This is a genomic window from Arthrobacter sp. LFS091 (genome assembly GCF_047977885.1).
GTDB lineage: Bacteria > Actinomycetota > Actinomycetes > Actinomycetales > Micrococcaceae > Arthrobacter.
This window is the reverse complement of sequence record NZ_JBFPFP010000001.1, coordinates 563,018-582,924: the sequence shown is the minus strand read 5'-3', so window position 1 is coordinate 582,924 and position 19,907 is coordinate 563,018. Positions and strand designations below refer to the sequence as shown.

Here is a 19,907-nt window from a genome sequence, read left to right as displayed (position 1 = left end):
GAGCCGGATCGAAACCCTGCTAAGCAGTAAGCCACGCAGAGTAATATTTCCGCGCCTTCGCCAGCTTCGGGTTAATAATCACCTGGCAGTAGCCCTGGTAGGGGAACTTGGCGTAGTAATTCTGGTGCACTTCTTCGGCTTCATAAAAGTCGGGGAGTCGACTTACTTCTGTCACAATCGGGTCGGACCAGAGGGCCTGGGCGCGCTCGATTGCTTCTTCGAACAGCACCTTTTCTTCGGTGGTGGTGTAGAACATCGACGAACGGTACTGGGTGCCGACGTCGTAACCCTGCCGGTTCAGGGTGGTGGGGTCGTGCAGGGCGAAGAACATGTCCAGGATGACTTCCTCCGGAACAACTGTTTCGTCGAAGGTCACCGCCACCACCTCCGCGTGGCCTGTGGTTCCGGAACAGACTTCGTAGTAGTCGGGATTGCGGACATGACCGCCGGTGTAGCCGGAAACAACCGAGCTGACGCCGCGGGTTTTTTGGTAAACGGCATCCAGGCACCAGAAGCAGCCGCCGCCAAGTACGAAAGTTTTCATGTTCTCTTCAATGGATCGGAGGGCGTGATGATTCCCGCAACACCTTACGGGACAATAACGGCGACGCCGGGTGGCGGGACTGCCCGATTCGGTCCGGTAGGTAAGAATAAGAGTATGGAAGCAGTAGACACTGACATTTCTGATGCGGATTCCGGCGAAGATGACGGAGCAGTTGAGGCCACGGGGGAACCCACGCTCGGTCAGGTGTTACTGGCCGTGGAGGAGCTCTGGCCGGAGTCGCTGGCGGAGGAGTGGGACGAAGTCGGCCTGGTAGCGGGGCGCCCCAATGTTCCGGTAAGCAAGGTCCTCTTTGCCGTGGATCCCACCTTGGAAGTCATCGATGAAGCCATCGAATGGGGTGCCGAACTGCTGATTACGCACCACCCCCTACTGCTCAAAGGCGTGAATTCCGTAGCGGCCACGTCAGCCAAGGGCCTGGCTATCCATCGCCTCATCGAGGCCGGGACGGGACTGCTGACTGTTCATACCAACGGTGACTCAGCCGTTGGAGGGGTGTCCGACGTTCTGGCAGACGCCTTCGGCCTGGAGAACGTCACGCCCCTGACTCCGGCCAGCAATGGACTGCCCGAAGAGGGGATCGGCAGGGTGGGTGATCTTCCTGACCTGGAAACCCTCGGTGATTTTGCAGCCCGTGTCTTTGAAATGCTCCCCGCAGTGGCCGGTGGCGTGAGGGTTGCCGGCGATAAGGACGGCCTGGTGCGCAGGGTGGCGGTATGCGGCGGCGCAGGCGATAGTTTGCTTCCCGCTGTCCGCGCCAGCCAGGCAGATGTGTACGTGACTGCGGACATGCGCCACCATCCGGCCTCCGAGGCCCGTGAGGGCGCCACGAACGGTCGTCCCTACTTGATAGACGTTTCACATTTCGCCAGCGAATGGCTGTGGCTCCCTGCCGCGGCCGAGGCCTTGGGGAACGTGCTCGCAGACCAGGGTTTCGACGTCGAGATCCGTGTCAGCAGCACCAATAGCGATCCCTGGGACTTCATACTGACTCCCGGCGGGGACTAGAGTCTAGAAAGATATGGGCAGCCCCGACAGATAGGGGGTGTCATGCCGCTCCTGATCTCCGGGACCGGCAGTGACAAGCGGAGGTAAGCGTGGCGAAAGCAGCACCGGCAGAACAATACAAATTGCTTGAACTGCAGGGGCTCGATGCCAAGCTCAAGTCGTTGGCCGGCCGTCGCCGCGTCCTGGAGACGGATCCACGCATCACCGACCTCACCGACGCCCTGAACGTGGCCAACGGTGAACTGGGAGCGGCCAAGGTCGCCGTGCACGATGCCGAGGCGGAATTGCGTCGGGCCGAGGCTGATGTGGAACAGGTGGCTACGCGCATCGAACGCGACGAAGCCAGGCTCAACAGCGGTACGGGCCTGTCCAAGGACCTGGTGGCGCTTCAGAGCGACATTGCCTCGCTGAACAAGCGCCGCTCCGACCTTGAGGACGTCGAGCTGGAGATCCTTGAGCGCTTGGACACCCTTCGCGAACGCCAGACCGCCCAGCAGGCGATCGTTGATGACATTCAAGGTTCCTTTGGCAGCATCCGCGCGGAGCTCGATGAGGCCATAGCCGAAATTGCCGCCGAAGAGACCGTCGTTCGTGGACAGCGGGCCGCTTTTGCAGAGTCCCTGGACGCCGGGCTCCTGGCAATCTACGAGAAGACCATTGCCAAGCGGGGAGTGGGCGCCGCTCGGTTGTTCCATGGCAAATCCGAAGGGTCCGGCATGATGCTCAGCCCGGGGGACCTCGCGGAAGTCAAGGCTGCTGCAGAGGACGACATTGTCTTCTGCCCGGACTCGGGAGTAATCCTGGTCCGTTCGGCAGAGTGGAACTAGGCCGGACCGACCCTAGTTGGGCCCAACTTGGCCAGCCAGGATGATGTTGAGTGCGTGCGGCTTGCGGGCCGTGCCCTCCACCAATTCCGTGATCCACATTTCGCTGGCTGCCTTGGCCAGTTGTGCCGGCGTGGCCGGCGCCTTGCCGCGCCGTGTCAGAAGGTGCCGGGCCAGTTCACCCCGGGTGTGCTTGGCGAAGTGGCTGACCACCGTCCGTTTGCCGTTTGCCTCACTGAAAACGTTGACGTTTACTGTCTGGGCGGCGGGGGGAGCCCAGGCAGCCGCGTAGGTGCTCGACCGGCAATCCACCACCAGTTCGCCTTCAGCCCGTTTGGCGAGGACGGCGTTAAGCTGCGGCTTCCAGTAGGAGGCGAGGCGTCCGACGTCGGGCAGTGCAGTTCCCATGGACAGCCGATAGGCGGGCACTTGGTCCCCAAAACCGATGGCGCCCCACAAAGCGGAGATCACCAGGATGGATTCGGTGGCTTTGCGCCGTTGGGTTGCGGTCATGCTCTTATAGCCCAAGGCGTCGTAAAGAACGCCGGAATACACCTGGTGCGCCGGGGCAGCCGGTTCGGCATGCAGCCGGGTATTACGTTCGACGTCGTCGCGCAAGGAAGCGCCGACGCCCAGCAGCGCAAGGGCATCCTCATGCGCGCTCACGGTCCCCAAGGACTCAAGAACCGTGGCGCGGTACTGGTTCAACTCGGGGAAACTCAGCGACTCCCAATTGATCGCGGGACCTTTGGTGGCAGGGGTCTTGCCTTCGGAAGGCGGAAGCAGAATCAGCACCAGTCGATATTACGCCGGACTTTCCAAGCTCCCGACGCCGGTAGACTTTATGGCGGATGGGTCGACCAGGCGGTCGCGCGTCACGAAAGTGGCTCGAGGAACGTCCGGGCTCCGCAGGGCAGGGTGGTGGGTAACGCCCACTCGGGGTAACCCGCAGGCCAGTGCCACAGAGAACAGACCGCCTGCGCCCGGTGATGCTTGCATCATGGGGCAGCAGGTAAGGGTGAAACGGTGGTGTAAGAGACCACCAGCTCCCTGGGTGACCGGGGAGGCTAGGTAAACCCCACCCGGAGCAAGGCCAGACAGGACACGTTTGAGGGCTGCCCGCCCGAGTGTCCGGGTAGGCTGCTGGAGGGCGTCGGCAACGGCGTTCGTAGATGGATGGCCGCTACTCACTTTCCGGTAACGGAAGTGATGACAGAACCCGGCGTATCGGTCGACCCATCCATTTATGACCAGCGCAAACACTGCGTGTGAGTGATTTCACGCCTCCGAAAGTCCTGCGCCCGGTCCTTCCGCCCTAGAATAGGTACTGAACGTAGATGTTCTGCCGCCGGGACTGCGTTCGCAGCCGGCGGATTTTCTTTGCTCTCGTTCAAGGCGCTGTGGGTGGACCGAAGCCCGCCGGCGCATGTGCCGCAGGACTACTCCGGGCGGCCGCTGCCATCTGCATACGAGGACGTATGTGGTTGACCCAAGGAAGGTAGTTCTGTGAGCCAGACGTCAGATTCTTGTCTTGATAAGTGGATGGGCCGGGAGGCTCTCGCCGAGGCCATGATTCCGGTGATCGGCCGGTTGTACCGGGAAAACAACGTGGTCACCAGCATCCACGGCCGGAGCTTGATCAACAAGTCCACCATGAACATCCTGAAGGCCCACCGCTTCGCGCGCCGGATGAGCAACCACGAGCTCCTGCTCGAAGAAACCGCACCCCTGCTCAACGCTTTGTCCGAGTTGGAGCTGGGTGCTGCTGCGATCGACATTGCGCGTCTGACGGAGAAGTACCGGGCTGAAGGCAATGGCGCCTCCCTGGACGAGTACTTGCGTGCGGAACTTGCCGACGTCGTTGGCAAGCGCGGCGCTGATGACCGCACCAGCACCGACGTCGTCCTTTACGGCTTCGGCCGGATCGGCCGCCTGCTGGCGCGCCTTCTCATCGAAAAGGCCGGTGGGGGCCACGGTCTCCGACTCCGTGCGATCGTTGTTCGCAAGGGCGCTGAGAACGACCTCGTCAAGCGCGCAAGCCTGCTGCGCCGCGATTCCGTCCACGGATCCTTCGAGGGCACCATCCGCGTGGACGAGGAAGCCAACACCATCACGGCCAACGGCGTCCAGGTCCAGGTGATCTACTCGGACAACCCCGCCACGGTGGACTACACCGCGTACGGCATCAAGGATGCCCTGGTCGTGGACAACACCGGCCGCTGGCGCGACGCCGAAGGCCTCTCCCAGCACCTGCAGAGCAAGGGCGTCGCCCGCGTACTGCTCACGGCTCCGGGCAAGGGCGAGCTCAAGAACATCGTCCACGGCATCAACCACCGGGACATTAACGACGACGACAAAATTGTCACCGCGGCGTCCTGCACCACCAACGCCATCACCCCGGTGCTGAAGGCCATCAACGACAAGTTCGGCATCATCCACGGCCACGTGGAAACCGTCCACTCGTTCACGAACGACCAGAACCTGATCGATAACTTCCATAAGGGCGATCGCCGCGGACGCTCTGCTGCGCTGAACATGGTCATCACCGAAACCGGTGCTGCCAAGGCTGTGGCCAAGGCGCTGCCCGAACTGCAGGGCAAGCTCACAGGTAACGCCATCCGCGTTCCCACCCCGGACGTTTCCATGGCCATCCTCAACCTGAACCTTGAGAACGGCACGACGCGCGACGAGGTCAACGACTTCCTCCGTGAGATGTCCCTGCACTCGGACCTTCGCAAGCAGATCGACTACATCGACTCGCCCGACGTCGTTTCCACGGACTTCGTCGGCTCCCGCCGCGCCGGCATTGTTGATGGCCTTGCCACCATCTCGAACGACAAGAACCTGGTTCTCTACGTCTGGTACGACAACGAATTCGGCTACTCATGCCAGGTTGTCCGCGTCATGGAGGAAATGGCCGGAGTCAACCCGCCGTCATTCCCCGCCAAGGACGTGATTGCTCCCATCGCGTTGCTGGAAACGGCTGACGCTTAAGCAACCAAAACTATTTAGGGGTTTCCCGGCTGTGTCACTGGCCACAGCCGGGAAACCTGATCAAAATGGGCTCATGGACAACGAATCAACCCTTGAGCACGAAACCACTCTCGAACACGCGCTGGACGTTGCGCGGGCCAACCATAAGCAGGCCCAAAAACTCCTCGATCAGGCAGTCGCAGCCAATGCCGCCGGTGACGTCCCGGATCAGCGCGTTGAACAGCTGCGCGCATTGCTCGAAGTAGCAACCGAAGACCTTCAGCGCGTGATGCGGGAGCAATAGAGCCCCACATCAGCGTCGTCACGGTGTGACTTCTCCTCCACACTGTGGATATTGCTCTGGCTGTCGGGGCCTTGTCCTACGCTCGTAGGACATTGCCTGCCCCCACTGGACGGAGTCCCTTGAGCATCACCTGGTCAGCCTACAAACGCGCCCGGCGCAGGTCGCGTCACGCCTGGGTCATTCTGGGTTTCGCAGCAACAGCACTGGTGGCGGGCTTGGCCTGGTTCTTCACCACCGGCCAGTTTGGCGTCGCCGATCCCTGGGCAGCGGGCCCCAGCGAGGCGCCCGTCTTCGACGCGACATTCATGAAACCGGTCAAGGGCGCAGCTCCCGTTGTTGCCGAAAGTGCAAGCACGGCCTTGGAGCGGCTTCCTGTGAAAGGCAGGGCACCGAAGTCTGACTATGACAGGGCAGCTTTCGGCCAGGCTTGGGCGGACGTGGACCACAATGGATGCGACACCAGGAACGACATCCTGCACAGGGATCTTACGGACGTTGAATTCACGGCCGGCTCCTCCTGCAAGGTTGCCGGGGGAGTCTTCGAGGAACCCTACACGGGTGCCCACGTGACGTTCCGAAGGGGTCAGGACACCAGCGCGGCAGTCCAGATCGACCACGTCGTGGCCCTGGCCGATGCCTGGCAGAAAGGTGCCCAGGAACTCACAGCACAGCAGCGGCAAACGTTGGCCAACGATCCCCTGAACCTCATCGCAGCTGATGGTCCGGCGAACGTCAAGAAAGGAGCCGGCGACGCCGCGACCTGGCTACCGGCTAACAAGAACTTCCGGTGCCACTACATAGCGCGTCAAATTTCGGTGAAGACTGCCTACAGGCTCTGGGTCACTGCGGCCGAAAAGGACGCGATGAAGCGGGTACTCTCCGGATGCCCTGAGCAACCAACCATCTACAACGCCAGGTGACCATGCCCCAGTTGCCAGGTGCCGCCGTCGTCGATCCTTTCCAGCACGACGCGCTGGAGTGACGTTTCGCGGGGAAGCTTGTCCAGGTCCTGCAGGCCACGCTGGCGGAACGTAAAGTACACGGCGTCCGTGGGTGCATCCGTGCAGCGGTCCAGCGTGAAACGCCGTGCGAAGGAAGCTATGTTGCTGTCCGGAAGCCGCTCTAACAGGTAGGGATCAAGCATCCACGAGTCACACGTGGCAGTGTCGGCCGGTTTGTCCGGAAAATACCGGGGGAAAAAGCCCCCCGCCTCGGTGAAACTGGCGTCAACCAGGGCGGGGGACAGGCCCCCGTCTTCAGGAATGTGAACGCCAAGCTCCCACCCGGAACCACGCTGTTGTTCTGCGACATCGGAATTCCTGACCAAGTGGAATTGCAGACGTCCCAAGCGGAACAGGTTTCCGGCCATGTGGAGCGTCAGCCAACTCCAGGTATCCAGCCCAAAGCGGCCGTGGACCCGCCGGTTAATGCGCAGTTGCAACCCTACGTCACCCAAAGATGCAGCCGACACCGCAGGACTGATCCCAAGACCCACGTGGTAGCTGTGAACCGTCGGGGCGAAACGAAGCAAGGCCTCGATCCAGTTCGTCTCGCTACTGTCGATTGCCTGGATGCTGTCCCGGGGAAAGGTTCCCAGACGCTCCTGCAGGGAGTTGATGGCCCGTAGGACGGCTGCGCTGGGTGGCGTCGCCAAAAGGGCGGCACATTCTGCGGCGTCGTCGTCGGAGATGTCCAGGAGCTCGAAGAGTTCTGTTGTGGAACTGGTGGCCATGGATTTAGTGTCCAAAAGGATCGGGGTCCACGCCGGGCATCCAGGTCAGGCCAGGAACACCCCAACCGTTTTTCTTGGCCTGCTTCATGGCCTTTTTGGAGTACCGGTCAATCAAGCGGTTCACGTACAGTTTTCCGTCGAGGTGGTCGAACTCGTGTTGCAGGATCCGGGCGAACCAGCCCGTAGCCTCGAAGTCTACCGGCTTGCCATCCCCGTCGAAGCCCTGGACGCGGGTCCATTCGGCACGCTGCAAGGGATAGTACTCGCCCGGGAAGGACAGGCAACCTTCGACGTGTTCGTCGGGGTCCGGTGCCGCGCCGGAGACTTTGGAGAGCGTCAGTACCGGATTGACCACGACGCCCTGTTCAGGCACGTCGTCGTCGTTGGCGTACTTGTAGACGAAGATGCGCTTACCTACGCCGATCTGGGGCGCCGCCAGGCCGACTCCGTTAGCTGCGTCGTTCGTTTCGAACATGTCCGCTATCAATGCACGAAGTTCGTCGTCGAATACCTCGACTTCGCTTGCCCGGCGGTGCAGGACAGGTTCGCCCCAGATGGTGACTGGCAGGACGGTCATGTCAGATCTTCCTTCGTTGACGCTGTGATCCCGAGGCGGAGTCGGCCCTGGATCTGGTTAAAAACAAAAGCCGCACCGGATAACCGGTACGGCCTTTGTGGAAACCGGCTCTTCAGCCAATCTCGGTGGGGTGAGCTACGGGGGTTGAACCCGCGACCTCCTGGACCACAACCAGGCGCTCTGCCAACTGAGCTAAGCCCACCATGTGCCTTTTTCGGCTAGTCCGTTTGACCGGCTTTCCTCGAAGGCAACGACAAATAGCTTACCTGCTGTTTTGGGGTGCAAAGTCCACTTTTGCCGGTTTTGGCGAAAAAACCTCTAAAAATGTTGCAGATCACACCGATTCGCTGGTTCCCAGTGTTTCGGCCGAAGCCATCACATCCTTGGAAATCCGCTGCGCGGTGGCAGTGTCCGGCCCGGGTGCGGCGACGAAAACGGCTTCGCGGTAGTAACGCAGTTCGTCGATGGAGTCCTTGATGTCACCCAAGGCGCGGTGGCCGCCGTGCTTTGCCGGCGACTGGAAGTACGCACGTGGGAACCATCGCCTGGAGAGTTCCTTGATGGTGCTGACATCAATTACCCGGTAGTGCAGGTGCTCCACGATGTTCGGCATGTCACGTGCCAGGAACATCCGATCGGTTCCCACCGAGTTGCCACCCAGCGGCGCCTTCCTGGGATCCGGTACCCACTTCTCGATGTATTCCAGGACCTCAGCTTCGGCTTCTGCCATGGTTTTACCGTGGGGGAGCTCCTCCAGGAGCTTGGAGCGGGTGTGCATGTCCCGTACGAAGTCGTTCATTTGTTCGAGTGCGGCATCGTCGGGCTTGATTACGACGTCCACGCCGTCCCCGAGGATATTCAGCTCCGAATCGGTTACCAAGGCAGCAACCTCGATCAGGGCGTCGTTCTTCAGGTCCAAGCCGGTCATTTCGCAGTCGATCCAGACGATGCGTTCATTAGTAATAGGCACGCGCCAAGCCTATCCCTCAGTCGCATCCAAGTGCTCCGATGGTACGATTTTTGGGCGCGACAGTGTCGTTTCTTCCTGTCGTGGAATGCCCCCGATGACTCAGAATGTGACCCGAACACAGCGGGCGAAGGATTGGACGACAACCACATGACGGTGCCCGTACCCGCCGCGCAGCTGGCAGGGAAAGCAGACACGTCAAAAGCTGCTGTAGCCAGCGAAGTGGATAACGCCCGTTCGCCATTGATTGCCGGATTTATTGGTTCGATGTTCATGGTGTTCGGTTCGCTGGGAGTGGGTTGGCTTGCTCCGGCCTCCGAACTGAGGCGGCTACCACTCTTTATCTGGATGCGCACCGAAGGCGTGGGAGTTGCACTGTCCATCGTCCTGCTGGCCATCGGCGGAATGCTCCTGGTCCGCGCTTGGCTCCGTCTCGGGCAGCGAGTCAGGGTCTGGGGCATTGAGGCCCGGAAAGCTACGTTGCAGGCCGTGGTGGCGTGGGGGCTCCCCATGATGTTCACCGTTCCCCTCTTCAGCAGGGACGTCTATGCATATATAGGGCAAGGCCGGTTGATGGTTGAAGGCATCAACCCTTACGAAAACGGAATATCGGCCCTGCCTAACTATTTCCAGCTGGGTGCGGACAAACAGTGGACAGAGGCACCAGTGCCCTACGGCCAAGTGTTCCTATGGATTGAACAGTTTGTCGTGTGGGCCACCAACGTCCATCCGGAAGCAAGCGTCATGCTCTTCCGCCTGGTCGCCGCGGTGGGGGTTGTCCTGTGCATTGTCTATGTCCCGAAGCTGGCGGAACTTCACGGCGTCAACCCGCATCGGGCACTCTGGCTGACGGCCGCCAACCCGCTCTTCCTGACCAACTTCATTGCCAGCGTCCACAATGACGCGCTGATGATCGGTCTTGCCCTCGCGGGCCTGTACTACTGCGCAACCCGCCGTGTCATCCTCGGCATTGTCTTGGTCACGCTCTCCATCTCCGTTAAGCCAATAACCGTGGTCTTCCTGCCCTTCATCGGGCTTCTGTGGGCCGGCAAGGGTGCTTCGTGGCCCCGCAGGTTCGTGTTCTGGTTCTTCACGGCCGCCCTGAGCCTGGGACTGCTCTACGCGCTGAGCCTGGTTAACGGTTACGGATTTGGTTGGATCAACGGTTTGTCAGCGCCTGGGAGCGTAGCGATCTGGTACGCGCCCGTGGGCCTGATCGGCTTGGCTGTCGGCTCGATCGCCAACGTTTTGGGGCTGGACGGCGCAGTGTTTGCCAAGGGGGTCTATGACGCAGGGAAAGTCCTGATGGTTGCCGCTGTCGCATGGCTGATCTTCCGGGGCGACTACGACCGAATCATGCGGCGCCTCACGCTGGCGTTTGCCGCCATTGTGCTGCTGGCGCCGATGATTCAGTCCTGGTACGTCGTGTGGTTGATTCCGTTGTTTGCAGTGACGGGCATCCGGAACGATTGGCAGGTCAAAGCCCTGTACTTCGTGGTGTCGTTCTTCATGGTTTACGCCATCTCGGACCAATTGGATGTGTTCCCATACCTCCAAAGCGAAGACCTGGGCCTGGCCCTGCTGCTGGCCCGCATCGCCGCGGCCGTCATCGCAATCTTCTTTGCGATCTATCTGATTTTCATGGACCCCAAAACCAAGGGCCTGTTCCGCAACAAGGACCAGGCTTTCCTGCGTCCCATCATCTGAAGTCCCGTAAAGAAATCACGGGAACGGCAGGAGGCGTAGTGCCTCCCGGATGGACAGTGGGCTAAGGACCGAGGCGTTGTCGGAGGTGAAGGCCCGCACCCATTCCGGATCCGTCTTGCTGTACTCGCGCAGGGCCCAACCAATCGCCTTACGGATGAAGAACTCCCCATCAGTCATATTGGCCCGGATAACAGCAGCCAGCAGGCCGGTCTCGGTCCCTTCCTTCGCTGCAAGCTGAGACGTGATTGCGGCCCTTCTGATCCACATGTCGTGATCCACGGCCCAGCGGAGCAACAGCGGTTTCATCGTGCCGGGGTAGGCAATGAGGAGTGCGCAGATCCGGTGTGCCACCCCATCCACGAAGTCCCACCACGCACCTGTACGGATAATTTCCTCGTAGACGGGCAACATGTCGAGGTCGGCCTTCGCCATCTTCAGGCCTGTCAGGTCAATCGCGGCATAGCGCTCCTCCCGCGCTTCCGCCTGACGCCACAGTTCATACACGGCGGCCCGCAGTTCGTCCGGCGATTTCGGAGGGAACTCCCGCACAGCTGCTTTCACGATTTTGCGTACTTCGGGAACCCGTACACCCCAGGAAGGCATGTCGGACTTCATGTAGGCCTGTGCTCCCCGCGCCCTCTCGGGGTCCGCGGCGGAACGAATGCTTGAACGGATCGACTGGACCAGGTCCCTGGTGGTCATCGCCCAACCTCAGCACCTGTCATGGTCCCTGCGAGGCAACGCATGACAGCGCGACCCGGTGAGGGCCTGGACACGATGCTGAACCCGGCTGCTCCAAAAAGTGAGATGCCATCAAACGCAAGCACGCGCGGCCCAGGACCCGCGCTGAACGCAGTCTTCAGCTGTTCCTTACGGGCATCCGGTGTGGTGGTCTTCCAGTCCGTGCCGGAGAGGGAGAACCACCGGCACCAGCACCGGGAGGCTTCCCCCTTGATTCCGAACAACTCCTCGACAGCTGCCCAGGAGGCGGGAACGGTCACGACTCCCGGGGCTGCATCGTGCTGTGGCATGGACCCAGAATAGGCGCTACGTGCAGGGCTGGTCCCGCAGGTCCGGGAACACGTGGAGCAGAATCACACTCCGGCCCCCGCCAGTTCACCGGTTTCAATGTTGACCAACATCGTGTCGTCATCGTCCGAGGCACCTACAGCGACTTCTTCTGTGTCGTCTTCCGGGGGTACTTGGTCATGATCGGCATCCCAGTCGCTGTTTCGCTCCGGTATACCGGAGGCCTCAGTGGACGGAGGAGTTTCGGCGGGGGCTGTGCTGCCGTTCATGCGGGTGAAGTTGGCGGAGCCCCACATGAGGTCATGTCCGACTGACTCAGCGTCGATTTCGGCCACGTGGTAAACGCGACCTTCGTGTTCCCACTGCCGCAAACGGAGGCGTCCAACGACGAGGACCCGTTGCCCCTTCTTGACGCTGCATCCCACATGTCCGGCAAGGTAGCGGAATGACTGAACCGTGTACCAGTTGGTGTTGCCGTCAACCCACGTGTTGGTGGCGCGATCGTAGCGGCGCTCCGTGGATCCCAAGCGGAATGAAGCGGTGGAAGTTCCCCGCGCTGTGGTGGAACTCTTGACTTCCGAGGCTACGAAGCCGCGGACGGTGATGATGTCGTTCATGGGTGGTCCTTCTCGATGTAGGGAAGTGCCTGTCCGGCTCTTTCAGCCTTGTCCACGGCGGAGTGTACAGGTAGGGCGCATCGAAGCTATGTGCATAACTTGGTGCTGCAAGGCCTGTGGAGGGAAGGAGTGCTGCACGGGGTTGTCGGGTTGCCAGCCGAACGCACTGTAAACTCTTTGTGGCGCCAGCGGCCTATGCCGTTTCACGTGCCATGTGCGCCCCAGTAGCTCAGGGGATAGAGCAGCGGCCTTCTAATCCGCCGGTCGGGGGTTCGATTCCCTCCTGGGGCACCAACGGCATCCCCCTTGGACATGATTCAAGGGGGATGTCCGCTTAACCCCTAGGACTCCAGGAATTCCTTGAGATTCCGAAGCACCACTTGCCAGGTCTCCGTTGATTGGGTCGTTTCCTGGTCAGACGAATTGTTGCCTTGCCTGATGGTTACGCGGGTCCCACCGGCTTCCTCGGCAAGGCTGTATTCCACGGTGTGATAATTCTCTGAGGTGTCAGGCAGCCCCGAGGCCGGGCTGTAATGGGTGGTCTTCAGCCGTGCCGGAGGTTCGAATGCGAGGATCGTTCCCTTGTCCTCATAGGACTTGCCGTTGTATTCGCCGGAGTAGGTAATCGGATCGCCGACGCGCCACGTGGTCTCGACGTTCGTACCGAGGAAATACTGCTTGATGAGCGCAGGATCGGTGAGCGCTTCCCACACCTTCTGGCGGTTCGCCGGGATGCTGGCAGTGGCCACAGCATCCGGGGATTGTCCGGTCATGGTTGATTCCTTGTCTCCGTTGCCTCGAGTCAATGCTCCTTGTTGGACAAGCTACGCCCGTCCGATCCCCCTGTGAATGGCACAATAGCTACGTGATCAGCAGTCGAACAGCATCGGAGCAGGGCGGGCCGGCCAGAGGGGTCCGTGTGGCCGCATTGTCAGTGCTCGCCGTGACCGCATTGGCGCTGGCGGCCTGCACAGGTACCTCATTGCCCGCCAGTAGCCCTTCAAGCGCCCCGTCCTCTTTGGCTCCCGTGGCGACAGCCAACGTGGACCCAGCGGTGGAAGACACCAGGCTCGCGGTGGAGGGCACCTTGAAGAAGCTGGTCACAGCCAACGCCAAGCCGGACAGGGAAGCCGTAAGGGCGGCGCTGGTTTCCGCGGGCATTCCCACGGCGAACGTGGAAGTATCTGACAGCCGCACGCCCACCGGCTTGGATGTCGATGCCATGGAGGCGGCCGCCCTGACCGGGGAAAACTGTGTCATGGGCCAGATCCGCGATGGGGGAGTGGTGGTCACGGTGCTGCCCGTCCTCGCCACAGGAAAGTGCTTCGTGGGGGACACACGGTAGGTGTACGGGCACCCGAATGTGAGTTAAGTACGCCGAGCCACTAGATTTAAGGTTATGGCGGAATTCATTTACACGATGACCAAGGCTCGCAAAGCCGTTGGCGACAAACTTATTCTGGACGATGTCAGCATGTCGTTCTACCCCGGCGCGAAGATCGGCGTCGTGGGCCCGAACGGTGCTGGTAAGTCCACCATCCTCAAGATCATGGCTGGACTGGACACGCCGTCGAACGGCGAAGCCCGCCTGAGCCCCGGTTACACCGTGGGAATCCTCCTGCAGGAACCGCCGCTGAACGAGGAAAAGACCGTCCTGGGCAACGTCCAGGAAGGCGTTGGCGAAATCTACGCCAAGATCCAGCGGTTCAACGAAATTTCCGAAGAGATGGCAAACCCGGATGCGGATTACGACACCCTCCTGGATGAGATGGGCAAGCTCCAGGAAGCCATCGATGCTGCCGACGCCTGGGACATCGACTCCCAGCTCGAGCAGGCCATGGACGCACTGCGTTGCCCGCCTGCAGATGCCGACGTCACTGTCCTCTCCGGTGGTGAGCGCCGCCGCGTAGCGCTCTGCAAGCTCCTCCTCCAGAAGCCGGACCTCCTGCTCCTGGATGAGCCCACCAACCACTTGGACGCAGAGAGCGTCCTGTGGCTTGAACAGCACCTGTCCCAGTACCCCGGTGCCGTACTGGCCGTCACCCACGACCGCTACTTCCTTGACCACGTAGCTGAGTGGATCGCCGAGGTTGACCGCGGTCACCTGTACCCCTACGAAGGCAACTACTCCACGTACCTGGAGAAGAAGAAAGCCCGTTTGGAGGTCCAGGGCAAGAAGGACGCCAAGCTCTCCAAGCGCCTGAGCGAGGAACTTGAGTGGGTCCGGTCCAACGCCAAGGGCCGCCAGACCAAGTCGAAGGCCCGTCTGGCCCGCTACGAGGAAATGGCCGCCGAGGCGGAGCGCACCCGCAAGCTGGACTTCGAAGAAATTCAGATCCCGCCGGGACCCCGCCTTGGTTCTTTGGTGATTGAAGCCAATAAGCTGAAGAAGGGCTTCGATGACCGCGTTCTGATCGAGGACCTCTCCTTCTCGTTGCCCCGCAACGGCATCGTCGGTGTGATCGGACCCAACGGTGTTGGTAAGTCCACGCTGTTCAAGACGATTGTGGGCATGGAGCCGCTGGACGATGGCGATCTGAAGATCGGCGAGTCCGTGAAGATCTCCTACGTGGACCAGTCCCGTGGTGGCATCGACCCCAACAAGACCCTGTGGGAGGTCGTGTCGGAAGGCAACGACTTCATCCAGGTCGGCCAGGTCGAAATGCCCTCGCGTGCCTATGTTTCGGCCTTTGGATTCAAGGGTCCGGATCAGCAAAAGAAGGCCGGTGTTCTCTCCGGTGGTGAGCGCAACCGACTCAACCTGGCGCTGACGCTCAAGCAGGGCGGCAACCTGCTGCTCCTCGATGAGCCCACCAACGACCTCGACGTCGAAACGTTGAGCAGCCTCGAAAACGCGCTCCTCGAGTTCCCGGGCTGCGCAGTGGTGGTCTCGCACGATCGCTGGTTCCTGGACCGGGTGGCAACGCACATCCTAGCCTACGAAGGCGATGACGAGAACCCCTCGAAGTGGTACTGGTTCGAAGGCAACTTCGACGCCTACGAGGAAAACAAGGTGGAGCGCCTGGGCCCGGATGCGGCCAAGCCGCACCGCGTAACCCACCGCCGCCTGACGCGCGACTAGAGCTGACGCGCGACTAGAGCTGACGCTCGACTAAAACTGAAACACGAAGAGGCCGGTCCCCAAAGGGGGTCGGCCTCTTCGGCTTAAGCAACGGCGGTCTACGGAATCCTGACCATGCCTTCCTGCGCAACAGTGGCGACATGGACGCCGTCGCGGTTGAAAATGCGGCCCGTCGCAAGTCCCCGGGCACCTTGGGCGCTGGGGGACTCCTGGACGTACAGCACCCACTCGTCCACCCGCACTGGCCGGTGCCACCACATGGCGTGGTCGAGGCTGGCCACGCTCATCCCTGGCGTCATCCATGAAAGGCCATGCTTGCGGAGGATGGGTTCGAGCAGCGTGTAGTCGCTCGCGAATGCCAGGGCGGCACGGTGCAGGTTGGCGTCATCCGGAAGGGGGCCGATGGTCTTCATCCACACCGCGTTGGTGGCCACATGCTCGCTCGGCGGAGAGACATAGAGGGCAGGGTCCACGTGCCGGACATCAAAGGGCCGTTCGGATGACATGTGCCGCGCCATCGGGTGGTCGAAGTGGGACAGCAGCTCAGCGGTGCTGGGCAGCGACTCGGGATCGGGGATACCCTCCGGCATGCTCGCCTGGTGGTCCAGCCCGCTGTCTTCCACCTGGAACGAGGCGATCATCGACAGAATCGGAACGCCGTCCTGGTAGGCGTGCACACGGCGTGCGGAGAAGGAGCGGCCGTCGCGCAACCGCTCGACGCCGAAAGTTATGGGCTTGTTCGCGTCACCGGGCCGGAGGAAGTAGCCGTGCATGGAGTGGGCCACCCGGTCCTGCTCCACGGTCCGCATTCCTGCCATCATCGTCTGGGCGAGGACCTGGCCGCCAAAAACACGGTGCCGGGGCTGCTTTTGGGACGGCCCGAGGAAGATGTCCTCGTTGGTCCGGGCTCCGTCAAAATCACCAAGGTCCAGCAGGCCGATCAGCACATCCATGGGGTCTTCTGCGGGTGCCTGCACGTCGAGGCCAGCGTTCGTCTCAGTCATGGTTCGACTTTAGACGCCGCCCCGACCCCTCTCAACCGGGGACATGCCGGTAGAGTCGATCATGTGACAGACGTCTTGACCCAGTCCTTCCGCTTCGCCGATCCCCGTGACCTCGCCGATCTTCGGACCTTCGTCACGCGGGCCAAGAGCATCGACGACGGCGCCATCCGCCTGCAGGCTTCGGGCAAGGTCCTCGCGGCCTATGTATGCGTGCTGCGGCCGCGCATCCTCGGCGAGTCCACCCCCACCATCCTGGGCCTGCGGACCATGGCCCTTGCGGAGCCGGCCCAGGCCGACGTAACGGTGACGCTTGCGTCCGTGATGGACCGTTTGGCCCGCTCAGGTGACGGGGACGTGGACCTGCCCATTCCGCCGTCGACCGTTTCGGAGTCCTGGGCCGGCGTCGGGGCACCGCGGGCCGGTTGGGAACCGCAAGGTTCAGTGTCCGACGCCGACCTCAGGTCCGCGGCCGAAGCCGGCATCGCGGAGGTGGCCGGCGTCATTCCGACCGCAGCCGGTGCCGCCGTCGTCAATACCGCCAGGGCTGCCGTTTGGGGACGTGGAATGCCTGGCGTGGAGGACTTACCGTCGGGCGCGGCTTTCGCCGCTTTCGCGTTGGGTTTCCTGGCCGATGGTGAGCAGCAGGTGTACCGAAACGGCCGCTGGTTCCGGTTGAGCGGGCCCCGCGGCCATGTACTGGTCCGTACCGGCGCGGGGCTCGGGCTCGGCTTCTGAGGTTCAGGCGTCGGGTCCGGCTGATGGGCTGTTGACCATGGTCAGCGCGGCGCGTTCCATGTAGTCCCACAACGTGCCCTCATGCAGCGGGGAGAGATCCAACGCGTCCACGGCGGTCCGCATGTGGAACAACCAACGGTCCTTCGCCTCGGGGGTGACCCGGAACGGCATGTGCCGCATCCGAAGCCGGGGGTGTCCTCGTTCCTCGCCGTATGTGGTGGGCCCGCCCCAGTACTGTTCCAGGAACATGAGGAAGCGCCGCTTCGCAGGCCCGAGGTCCTCTTCGGGGTACATGGGACGCAGCAGCGGATCCGTGGCCACGCCGTCGTAAAAGACGTCAATAAGCTTGACGAACGTTTCATGCCCGCCGACGGCAGCGTAGAAGCTGTCCGTATAGGCGGGCTGGCTGAAGGGGTCGTTCTGCATCAGTTGGCGGCGGGGGCCGGCTTGTGGCGCTGGTGGCTGGCCACCGGAAATGCTACTCATTGGACTTCTCCTCGGCCTTGGTGGCGCGTGGTGCGCCAGCAGTCACGGGCGCAGCGGCAGCGCCGGGGCCATCGCTGGTATCAGGTGTTTCAAGCGGCGCGTAGTCACCCTGCGAGCGGTTGCCGACCCGCAGGATTTCTCCGTTGCGCAGGTACCAGATGGCTCCGTCTTCGGCACGGACCCGGGTAATCCGCAATCCCACGGATTCAACGGTACCAACCACTTCGCTGGTAACGATCACGTCGCCAATACCGTATTGGTCCTCGATGGTGATGAAGATGCCCGCGAGGAAGTCACGGATCAGTTGCTGGGCGCCGAAACCGATGGCGACACCCAGGATGCCCACGCTGGTCAGGAGGGGCGCGACGTCCACGTTCATGTATTTCAGGACGTAGATGATGACAATCACCACAACAATGACGCTCACCAGGCTTGTCAGCAGCGTGCCGATGGTTTCGGCGCGTTGGGAACGCCGTTCGTGGTCCAGTGCGCGTATGGCGGGTTGCACCCATTTGAAGTGCGCCTTCTTGAAGAAGGAGCTACCGGCAGATACCCGGCGCGTGATGCGCAGGATGATGAACCGCGCAACGATCCAGACCGCCAGCCCAACACCGACGGTGATGAGGATGGATATGAGGTCTATTTTCTCTGGTTCCAAGGTGATGGTTTCCGCTAGGGGGATGGAGGTCAAGGTGCACTATCTCCTTGTCGTCGGCCCGTGTTCGCCGGGCGCGGAACACTCTGTCCACTGACAACCCTAGCGCCGTAGCGTGACGGTATGCGCATCCTGGTCCTTGGCGGCACCGCCTTCCTGTCCGCGGAAATCGCCCGGCAGGCTGTCGCCTCCGGGCACGATGTGACGTGTCTCGCCCGGGGTACTTCGGCTCAACCGCCCGACGGCGCCACCTGGGTCAGGGGCGACCGTGCCTTGGGTGCCGCGGCTTTCGCCGGTGTGGCAGGAAGCTGGGATTTCGTCGTCGAGGTGTCCCGTGATCCAGTGCAGGCCCGGGCGGCTTTGGAGGCGCTGGGCCCTGCCGCGAAGCACTGGACGTTCGTCTCAAGTTGCTCGGTGTACGCAGACCACTCGGTGCCGGGGGCCACGGAAGACGCGGCCCTCCTGGAACCACTGCCGGAGGGGCAGGCGGGAACGCCGGAAACCTATGGCGAGTCGAAGTCAGCGATCGAACAGCTGACGCGTGCCGCGCTGGGGGACAGGGCACACATCGTCCGGGCAGGGCTCATTGGCGGACCAGGGGATGGCACGGACCGCTACGGTTATTGGCCGGCACGATTCGCTGCCAGCCCTGGCACGGTGCTGGTCCCGGACGTTCCGGACGCAGCAATCCAGATCATCGATGTCCGGGATCTGGCTGCATGGATCCTTCAAGCCGCCGAACAGGGCCTGGCAGGAACCTATAACGCAGTGGGCGAGGTGGTGAGCTTCGCCGACTACATCTCCGAGTCCCGGCGGCTGGCCGGACCGGTCGCGGAGGACACCATCCGTCCCACCCAGGACTGGCTCGTGGAGCAGGGCGTGGAGTACTGGGCCGGACCGCATTCGTTGCCCTTGTGGCTTCCGCCGGACCACGAAGGCTTCCAGGCGCGCTCCAACAAAGCAGCCCGGGAGGCGGGTATGCGGCTCCGCCCGTGGCAGGAGACGCTCGCAGCCACGCTGGAGGATGAGCGGGGACGTGGCTTGGACAGGGAGCGAAAAGCAGGCCTCAGCCGGGACGCCGAACGCAGGCTCGTGGCACTGTGGCGGGACCAGCGGCGTTAGGCGGCGGCCGCCGTCGTGATGGGTTCGTGGTGTACCGGGAAGTTGACGCTTCGGGCGATGAAGCACACCTGGTTGGCTTCGTGGTGGAGCTGCGGGACCAAGGCGGCGTGAGCGGGGTCGGCGATGGTGACGTGCGGTTTCAGGGTCACGGCTTCGAACTGCCCGCTGCCGTCCCTGTTCATCTTCATGAGGCCTTCCGCGTTGTCTTCGTAGGCCGAGACCACCACGCCGTGTTTGACGGCCACGTGAAGGAAAGACAACATGTGGCATTGCGAGAGCGCAGCCAGCAGGAGCTGTTCGGGGTTGTACCGGTTCCGGTCACCATGGAACGTGGGGTCTGCTGAGCCTTTCAGCGTGGGCAGCCCGGCAATCTCTACATCGTGGTCCCGTGAGTAACTCCGGTAACCAGAGGTGCCTTCGCCGAGGTTCCCGGTCCAGCGGACAGTCAGCGCGTAATGGTGCTCGTTCAGGCTCATGCGGACAGTCTAGCGACGCAATCGCAACTGTCCGCATGAGCCCGATG

23 protein-coding genes, 2 tRNA genes and 1 other RNA gene are annotated in these 19,907 nt (G+C 62.0%); 12 read left to right on the top strand and 14 right to left on the bottom strand.

Features of this window, described 5'->3' with window-relative positions:
* Positions 1 to 19: 19 nt before the first annotated feature.
* Positions 20 to 544 carry a peptide-methionine (S)-S-oxide reductase MsrA gene (gene msrA / locus ACNQOP_RS02730; RefSeq protein ID WP_235522093.1) on the bottom strand — a complete coding sequence of 175 codons (525 nt, stop codon included), beginning with the start codon at positions 542 to 544 and terminating at the stop codon, positions 20 to 22.
* A gap of 114 nt (positions 545 to 658) precedes the next feature.
* Between msrA and ACNQOP_RS02725 the strand changes: the two genes are divergently transcribed.
* Both ACNQOP_RS02725 and ACNQOP_RS02720 read left to right on the top strand, forming a co-directional pair.
* Entirely contained in the window at positions 659 to 1,570 is a 912-nt protein-coding gene (locus ACNQOP_RS02725; protein ID WP_416403233.1) for a Nif3-like dinuclear metal center hexameric protein, read from the top strand.
* Positions 1,571 to 1,659: 89 nt separating this feature from the next.
* Positions 1,660 to 2,397 (top strand): zinc ribbon domain-containing protein, encoded by a 738-nt coding sequence (locus ACNQOP_RS02720; RefSeq protein WP_235522095.1) that lies wholly within the window; start codon positions 1,660 to 1,662, stop codon positions 2,395 to 2,397.
* Between the two features lie 12 nt (positions 2,398 to 2,409).
* On the opposite strand, the gene ACNQOP_RS02715 is transcribed toward ACNQOP_RS02720, so the two are convergent.
* Positions 2,410 to 3,189 (bottom strand): YaaA family protein, encoded by a 780-nt coding sequence (locus ACNQOP_RS02715; RefSeq protein WP_416403232.1) that lies wholly within the window; start codon positions 3,187 to 3,189, stop codon positions 2,410 to 2,412.
* Positions 3,190 to 3,246: 57 nt separating this feature from the next.
* Between ACNQOP_RS02715 and rnpB the strand changes: the two genes are divergently transcribed.
* From rnpB to ACNQOP_RS02695, 4 genes are all read left to right on the top strand, one after another.
* An RNA gene (rnpB, locus tag ACNQOP_RS02710) (RNase P RNA component class A) lies at positions 3,247 to 3,637 on the top strand.
* Positions 3,638 to 3,900: 263 nt separating this feature from the next.
* Complete coding sequence (locus tag ACNQOP_RS02705) at positions 3,901 to 5,388, top strand: glyceraldehyde-3-phosphate dehydrogenase (RefSeq protein ID WP_257367904.1); 1,488 nt, start codon at positions 3,901 to 3,903, stop codon at positions 5,386 to 5,388.
* 73 nt (positions 5,389 to 5,461) lie between these two features.
* Positions 5,462 to 5,671, top strand: a complete 210-nt coding sequence (locus ACNQOP_RS02700) for a hypothetical protein (RefSeq protein ID WP_235522097.1) — start codon at positions 5,462 to 5,464, stop codon at positions 5,669 to 5,671.
* A 119-nt stretch (positions 5,672 to 5,790) separates the two neighbouring features.
* Positions 5,791 to 6,591, top strand: coding sequence for an HNH endonuclease family protein (locus ACNQOP_RS02695; RefSeq protein WP_416403230.1), 801 nt, complete (start codon positions 5,791 to 5,793; stop codon positions 6,589 to 6,591).
* On the opposite strand, the gene ACNQOP_RS02690 is transcribed toward ACNQOP_RS02695, so the two are convergent.
* From ACNQOP_RS02690 to orn, 4 genes are all read right to left on the bottom strand, one after another.
* On the bottom strand, positions 6,576 to 7,403 hold the full coding sequence (locus ACNQOP_RS02690) for an acyltransferase domain-containing protein (protein WP_416403229.1): 828 nt from the start codon (positions 7,401 to 7,403) through the stop codon (positions 6,576 to 6,578). The genes ACNQOP_RS02695 and ACNQOP_RS02690 overlap by 16 nt on opposite strands.
* 4 nt (positions 7,404 to 7,407) lie before the next feature.
* Positions 7,408 to 7,980, bottom strand: a complete 573-nt coding sequence (def, locus tag ACNQOP_RS02685) for a peptide deformylase (protein WP_257367907.1) — start codon at positions 7,978 to 7,980, stop codon at positions 7,408 to 7,410.
* A gap of 126 nt (positions 7,981 to 8,106) precedes the next feature.
* Positions 8,107 to 8,182: transfer RNA gene (locus ACNQOP_RS02680), tRNA-His, on the bottom strand.
* 132 nt (positions 8,183 to 8,314) lie between these two features.
* The gene (gene orn, locus ACNQOP_RS02675; RefSeq protein ID WP_257367908.1) at positions 8,315 to 8,950 is read right to left on the bottom strand and encodes an oligoribonuclease; all 636 of its coding nucleotides are present in this window, start codon (positions 8,948 to 8,950) and stop codon (positions 8,315 to 8,317) included.
* A gap of 147 nt (positions 8,951 to 9,097) precedes the next feature.
* Between orn and mptB the strand changes: the two genes are divergently transcribed.
* The gene (gene mptB / locus ACNQOP_RS02670; RefSeq protein ID WP_416403228.1) at positions 9,098 to 10,654 is read left to right on the top strand and encodes a polyprenol phosphomannose-dependent alpha 1,6 mannosyltransferase MptB; all 1,557 of its coding nucleotides are present in this window, start codon (positions 9,098 to 9,100) and stop codon (positions 10,652 to 10,654) included.
* 15 nt (positions 10,655 to 10,669) lie between these two features.
* Here mptB and ACNQOP_RS02665 read toward each other — a convergent pair whose 3' ends face one another.
* The 3 genes from ACNQOP_RS02665 to ACNQOP_RS02655 all read right to left on the bottom strand — a co-directional run bounded on the left by ACNQOP_RS02665 (position 10,670) and on the right by ACNQOP_RS02655 (position 12,300).
* Positions 10,670 to 11,356, bottom strand: a complete 687-nt coding sequence (locus tag ACNQOP_RS02665; protein WP_284985833.1) for a DNA alkylation repair protein — start codon at positions 11,354 to 11,356, stop codon at positions 10,670 to 10,672.
* Positions 11,353 to 11,685, bottom strand: coding sequence for a hypothetical protein (locus tag ACNQOP_RS02660; RefSeq protein ID WP_416403227.1), 333 nt, complete (start codon positions 11,683 to 11,685; stop codon positions 11,353 to 11,355). The genes ACNQOP_RS02665 and ACNQOP_RS02660 overlap by 4 nt, the downstream gene beginning before the upstream one ends.
* Positions 11,686 to 11,748: 63 nt before the next feature.
* Positions 11,749 to 12,300, bottom strand: coding sequence for a single-stranded DNA-binding protein (locus tag ACNQOP_RS02655; RefSeq protein WP_416403226.1), 552 nt, complete (start codon positions 12,298 to 12,300; stop codon positions 11,749 to 11,751).
* A 218-nt stretch (positions 12,301 to 12,518) separates the two neighbouring features.
* Here ACNQOP_RS02655 and ACNQOP_RS02650 point away from each other — a divergent pair.
* Positions 12,519 to 12,594: transfer RNA gene (locus ACNQOP_RS02650), tRNA-Arg, on the top strand.
* A gap of 47 nt (positions 12,595 to 12,641) precedes the next feature.
* Here the strand turns inward: ACNQOP_RS02650 and ACNQOP_RS02645 are convergent.
* On the bottom strand, positions 12,642 to 13,073 hold the full coding sequence (locus ACNQOP_RS02645; RefSeq protein WP_257367913.1) for an SRPBCC family protein: 432 nt from the start codon (positions 13,071 to 13,073) through the stop codon (positions 12,642 to 12,644).
* 146 nt (positions 13,074 to 13,219) lie between these two features.
* Between ACNQOP_RS02645 and ACNQOP_RS02640 the strand changes: the two genes are divergently transcribed.
* Together ACNQOP_RS02640 and ettA are read left to right on the top strand one after the other, a co-directional pair.
* Positions 13,220 to 13,645: a DUF6993 domain-containing protein gene (locus ACNQOP_RS02640; protein ID WP_416403223.1), complete on the top strand. Its 426-nt coding sequence runs from the start codon at positions 13,220 to 13,222 to the stop codon at positions 13,643 to 13,645.
* Positions 13,646 to 13,699: 54 nt separating this feature from the next.
* Positions 13,700 to 15,382 (top strand): energy-dependent translational throttle protein EttA, encoded by a 1,683-nt coding sequence (gene ettA, locus ACNQOP_RS02635; protein ID WP_235522107.1) that lies wholly within the window; start codon positions 13,700 to 13,702, stop codon positions 15,380 to 15,382.
* Positions 15,383 to 15,480: 98 nt separating this feature from the next.
* On the opposite strand, the gene ACNQOP_RS02630 is transcribed toward ettA, so the two are convergent.
* Positions 15,481 to 16,386 carry an acyl-CoA thioesterase gene (locus ACNQOP_RS02630; protein ID WP_416403222.1) on the bottom strand — a complete coding sequence of 302 codons (906 nt, stop codon included), beginning with the start codon at positions 16,384 to 16,386 and terminating at the stop codon, positions 15,481 to 15,483.
* Between the two features lie 63 nt (positions 16,387 to 16,449).
* Between ACNQOP_RS02630 and ACNQOP_RS02625 the strand changes: the two genes are divergently transcribed.
* Complete coding sequence (locus ACNQOP_RS02625) at positions 16,450 to 17,121, top strand: hypothetical protein (RefSeq protein WP_284985827.1); 672 nt, start codon at positions 16,450 to 16,452, stop codon at positions 17,119 to 17,121.
* A 3-nt stretch (positions 17,122 to 17,124) separates the two neighbouring features.
* Here the strand turns inward: ACNQOP_RS02625 and ACNQOP_RS02620 are convergent, their stop codons facing one another.
* Together ACNQOP_RS02620 and ACNQOP_RS02615 are read right to left on the bottom strand one after the other, a co-directional pair.
* Complete coding sequence (locus tag ACNQOP_RS02620) at positions 17,125 to 17,607, bottom strand: globin (RefSeq protein WP_283091472.1); 483 nt, start codon at positions 17,605 to 17,607, stop codon at positions 17,125 to 17,127.
* Positions 17,600 to 18,298 (bottom strand): mechanosensitive ion channel family protein, encoded by a 699-nt coding sequence (locus ACNQOP_RS02615; protein ID WP_416403221.1) that lies wholly within the window; start codon positions 18,296 to 18,298, stop codon positions 17,600 to 17,602. Before ACNQOP_RS02615 ends, ACNQOP_RS02620 begins: the two co-directional genes overlap by 8 nt.
* Positions 18,299 to 18,385: 87 nt before the next feature.
* Here ACNQOP_RS02615 and ACNQOP_RS02610 point away from each other — a divergent pair, with 87 nt between their 5' ends.
* A complete protein-coding gene (locus ACNQOP_RS02610) occupies positions 18,386 to 19,384 on the top strand; it encodes an NAD-dependent epimerase/dehydratase family protein (protein ID WP_416403220.1) in 999 nt (332 codons plus the stop codon).
* On the opposite strand, the gene ACNQOP_RS02605 is transcribed toward ACNQOP_RS02610, so the two are convergent.
* Complete coding sequence (locus ACNQOP_RS02605; RefSeq protein ID WP_416403218.1) at positions 19,381 to 19,860, bottom strand: OsmC family protein; 480 nt, start codon at positions 19,858 to 19,860, stop codon at positions 19,381 to 19,383. The genes ACNQOP_RS02610 and ACNQOP_RS02605 overlap by 4 nt on opposite strands.
* Positions 19,861 to 19,907: the final 47 nt, after the last annotated feature.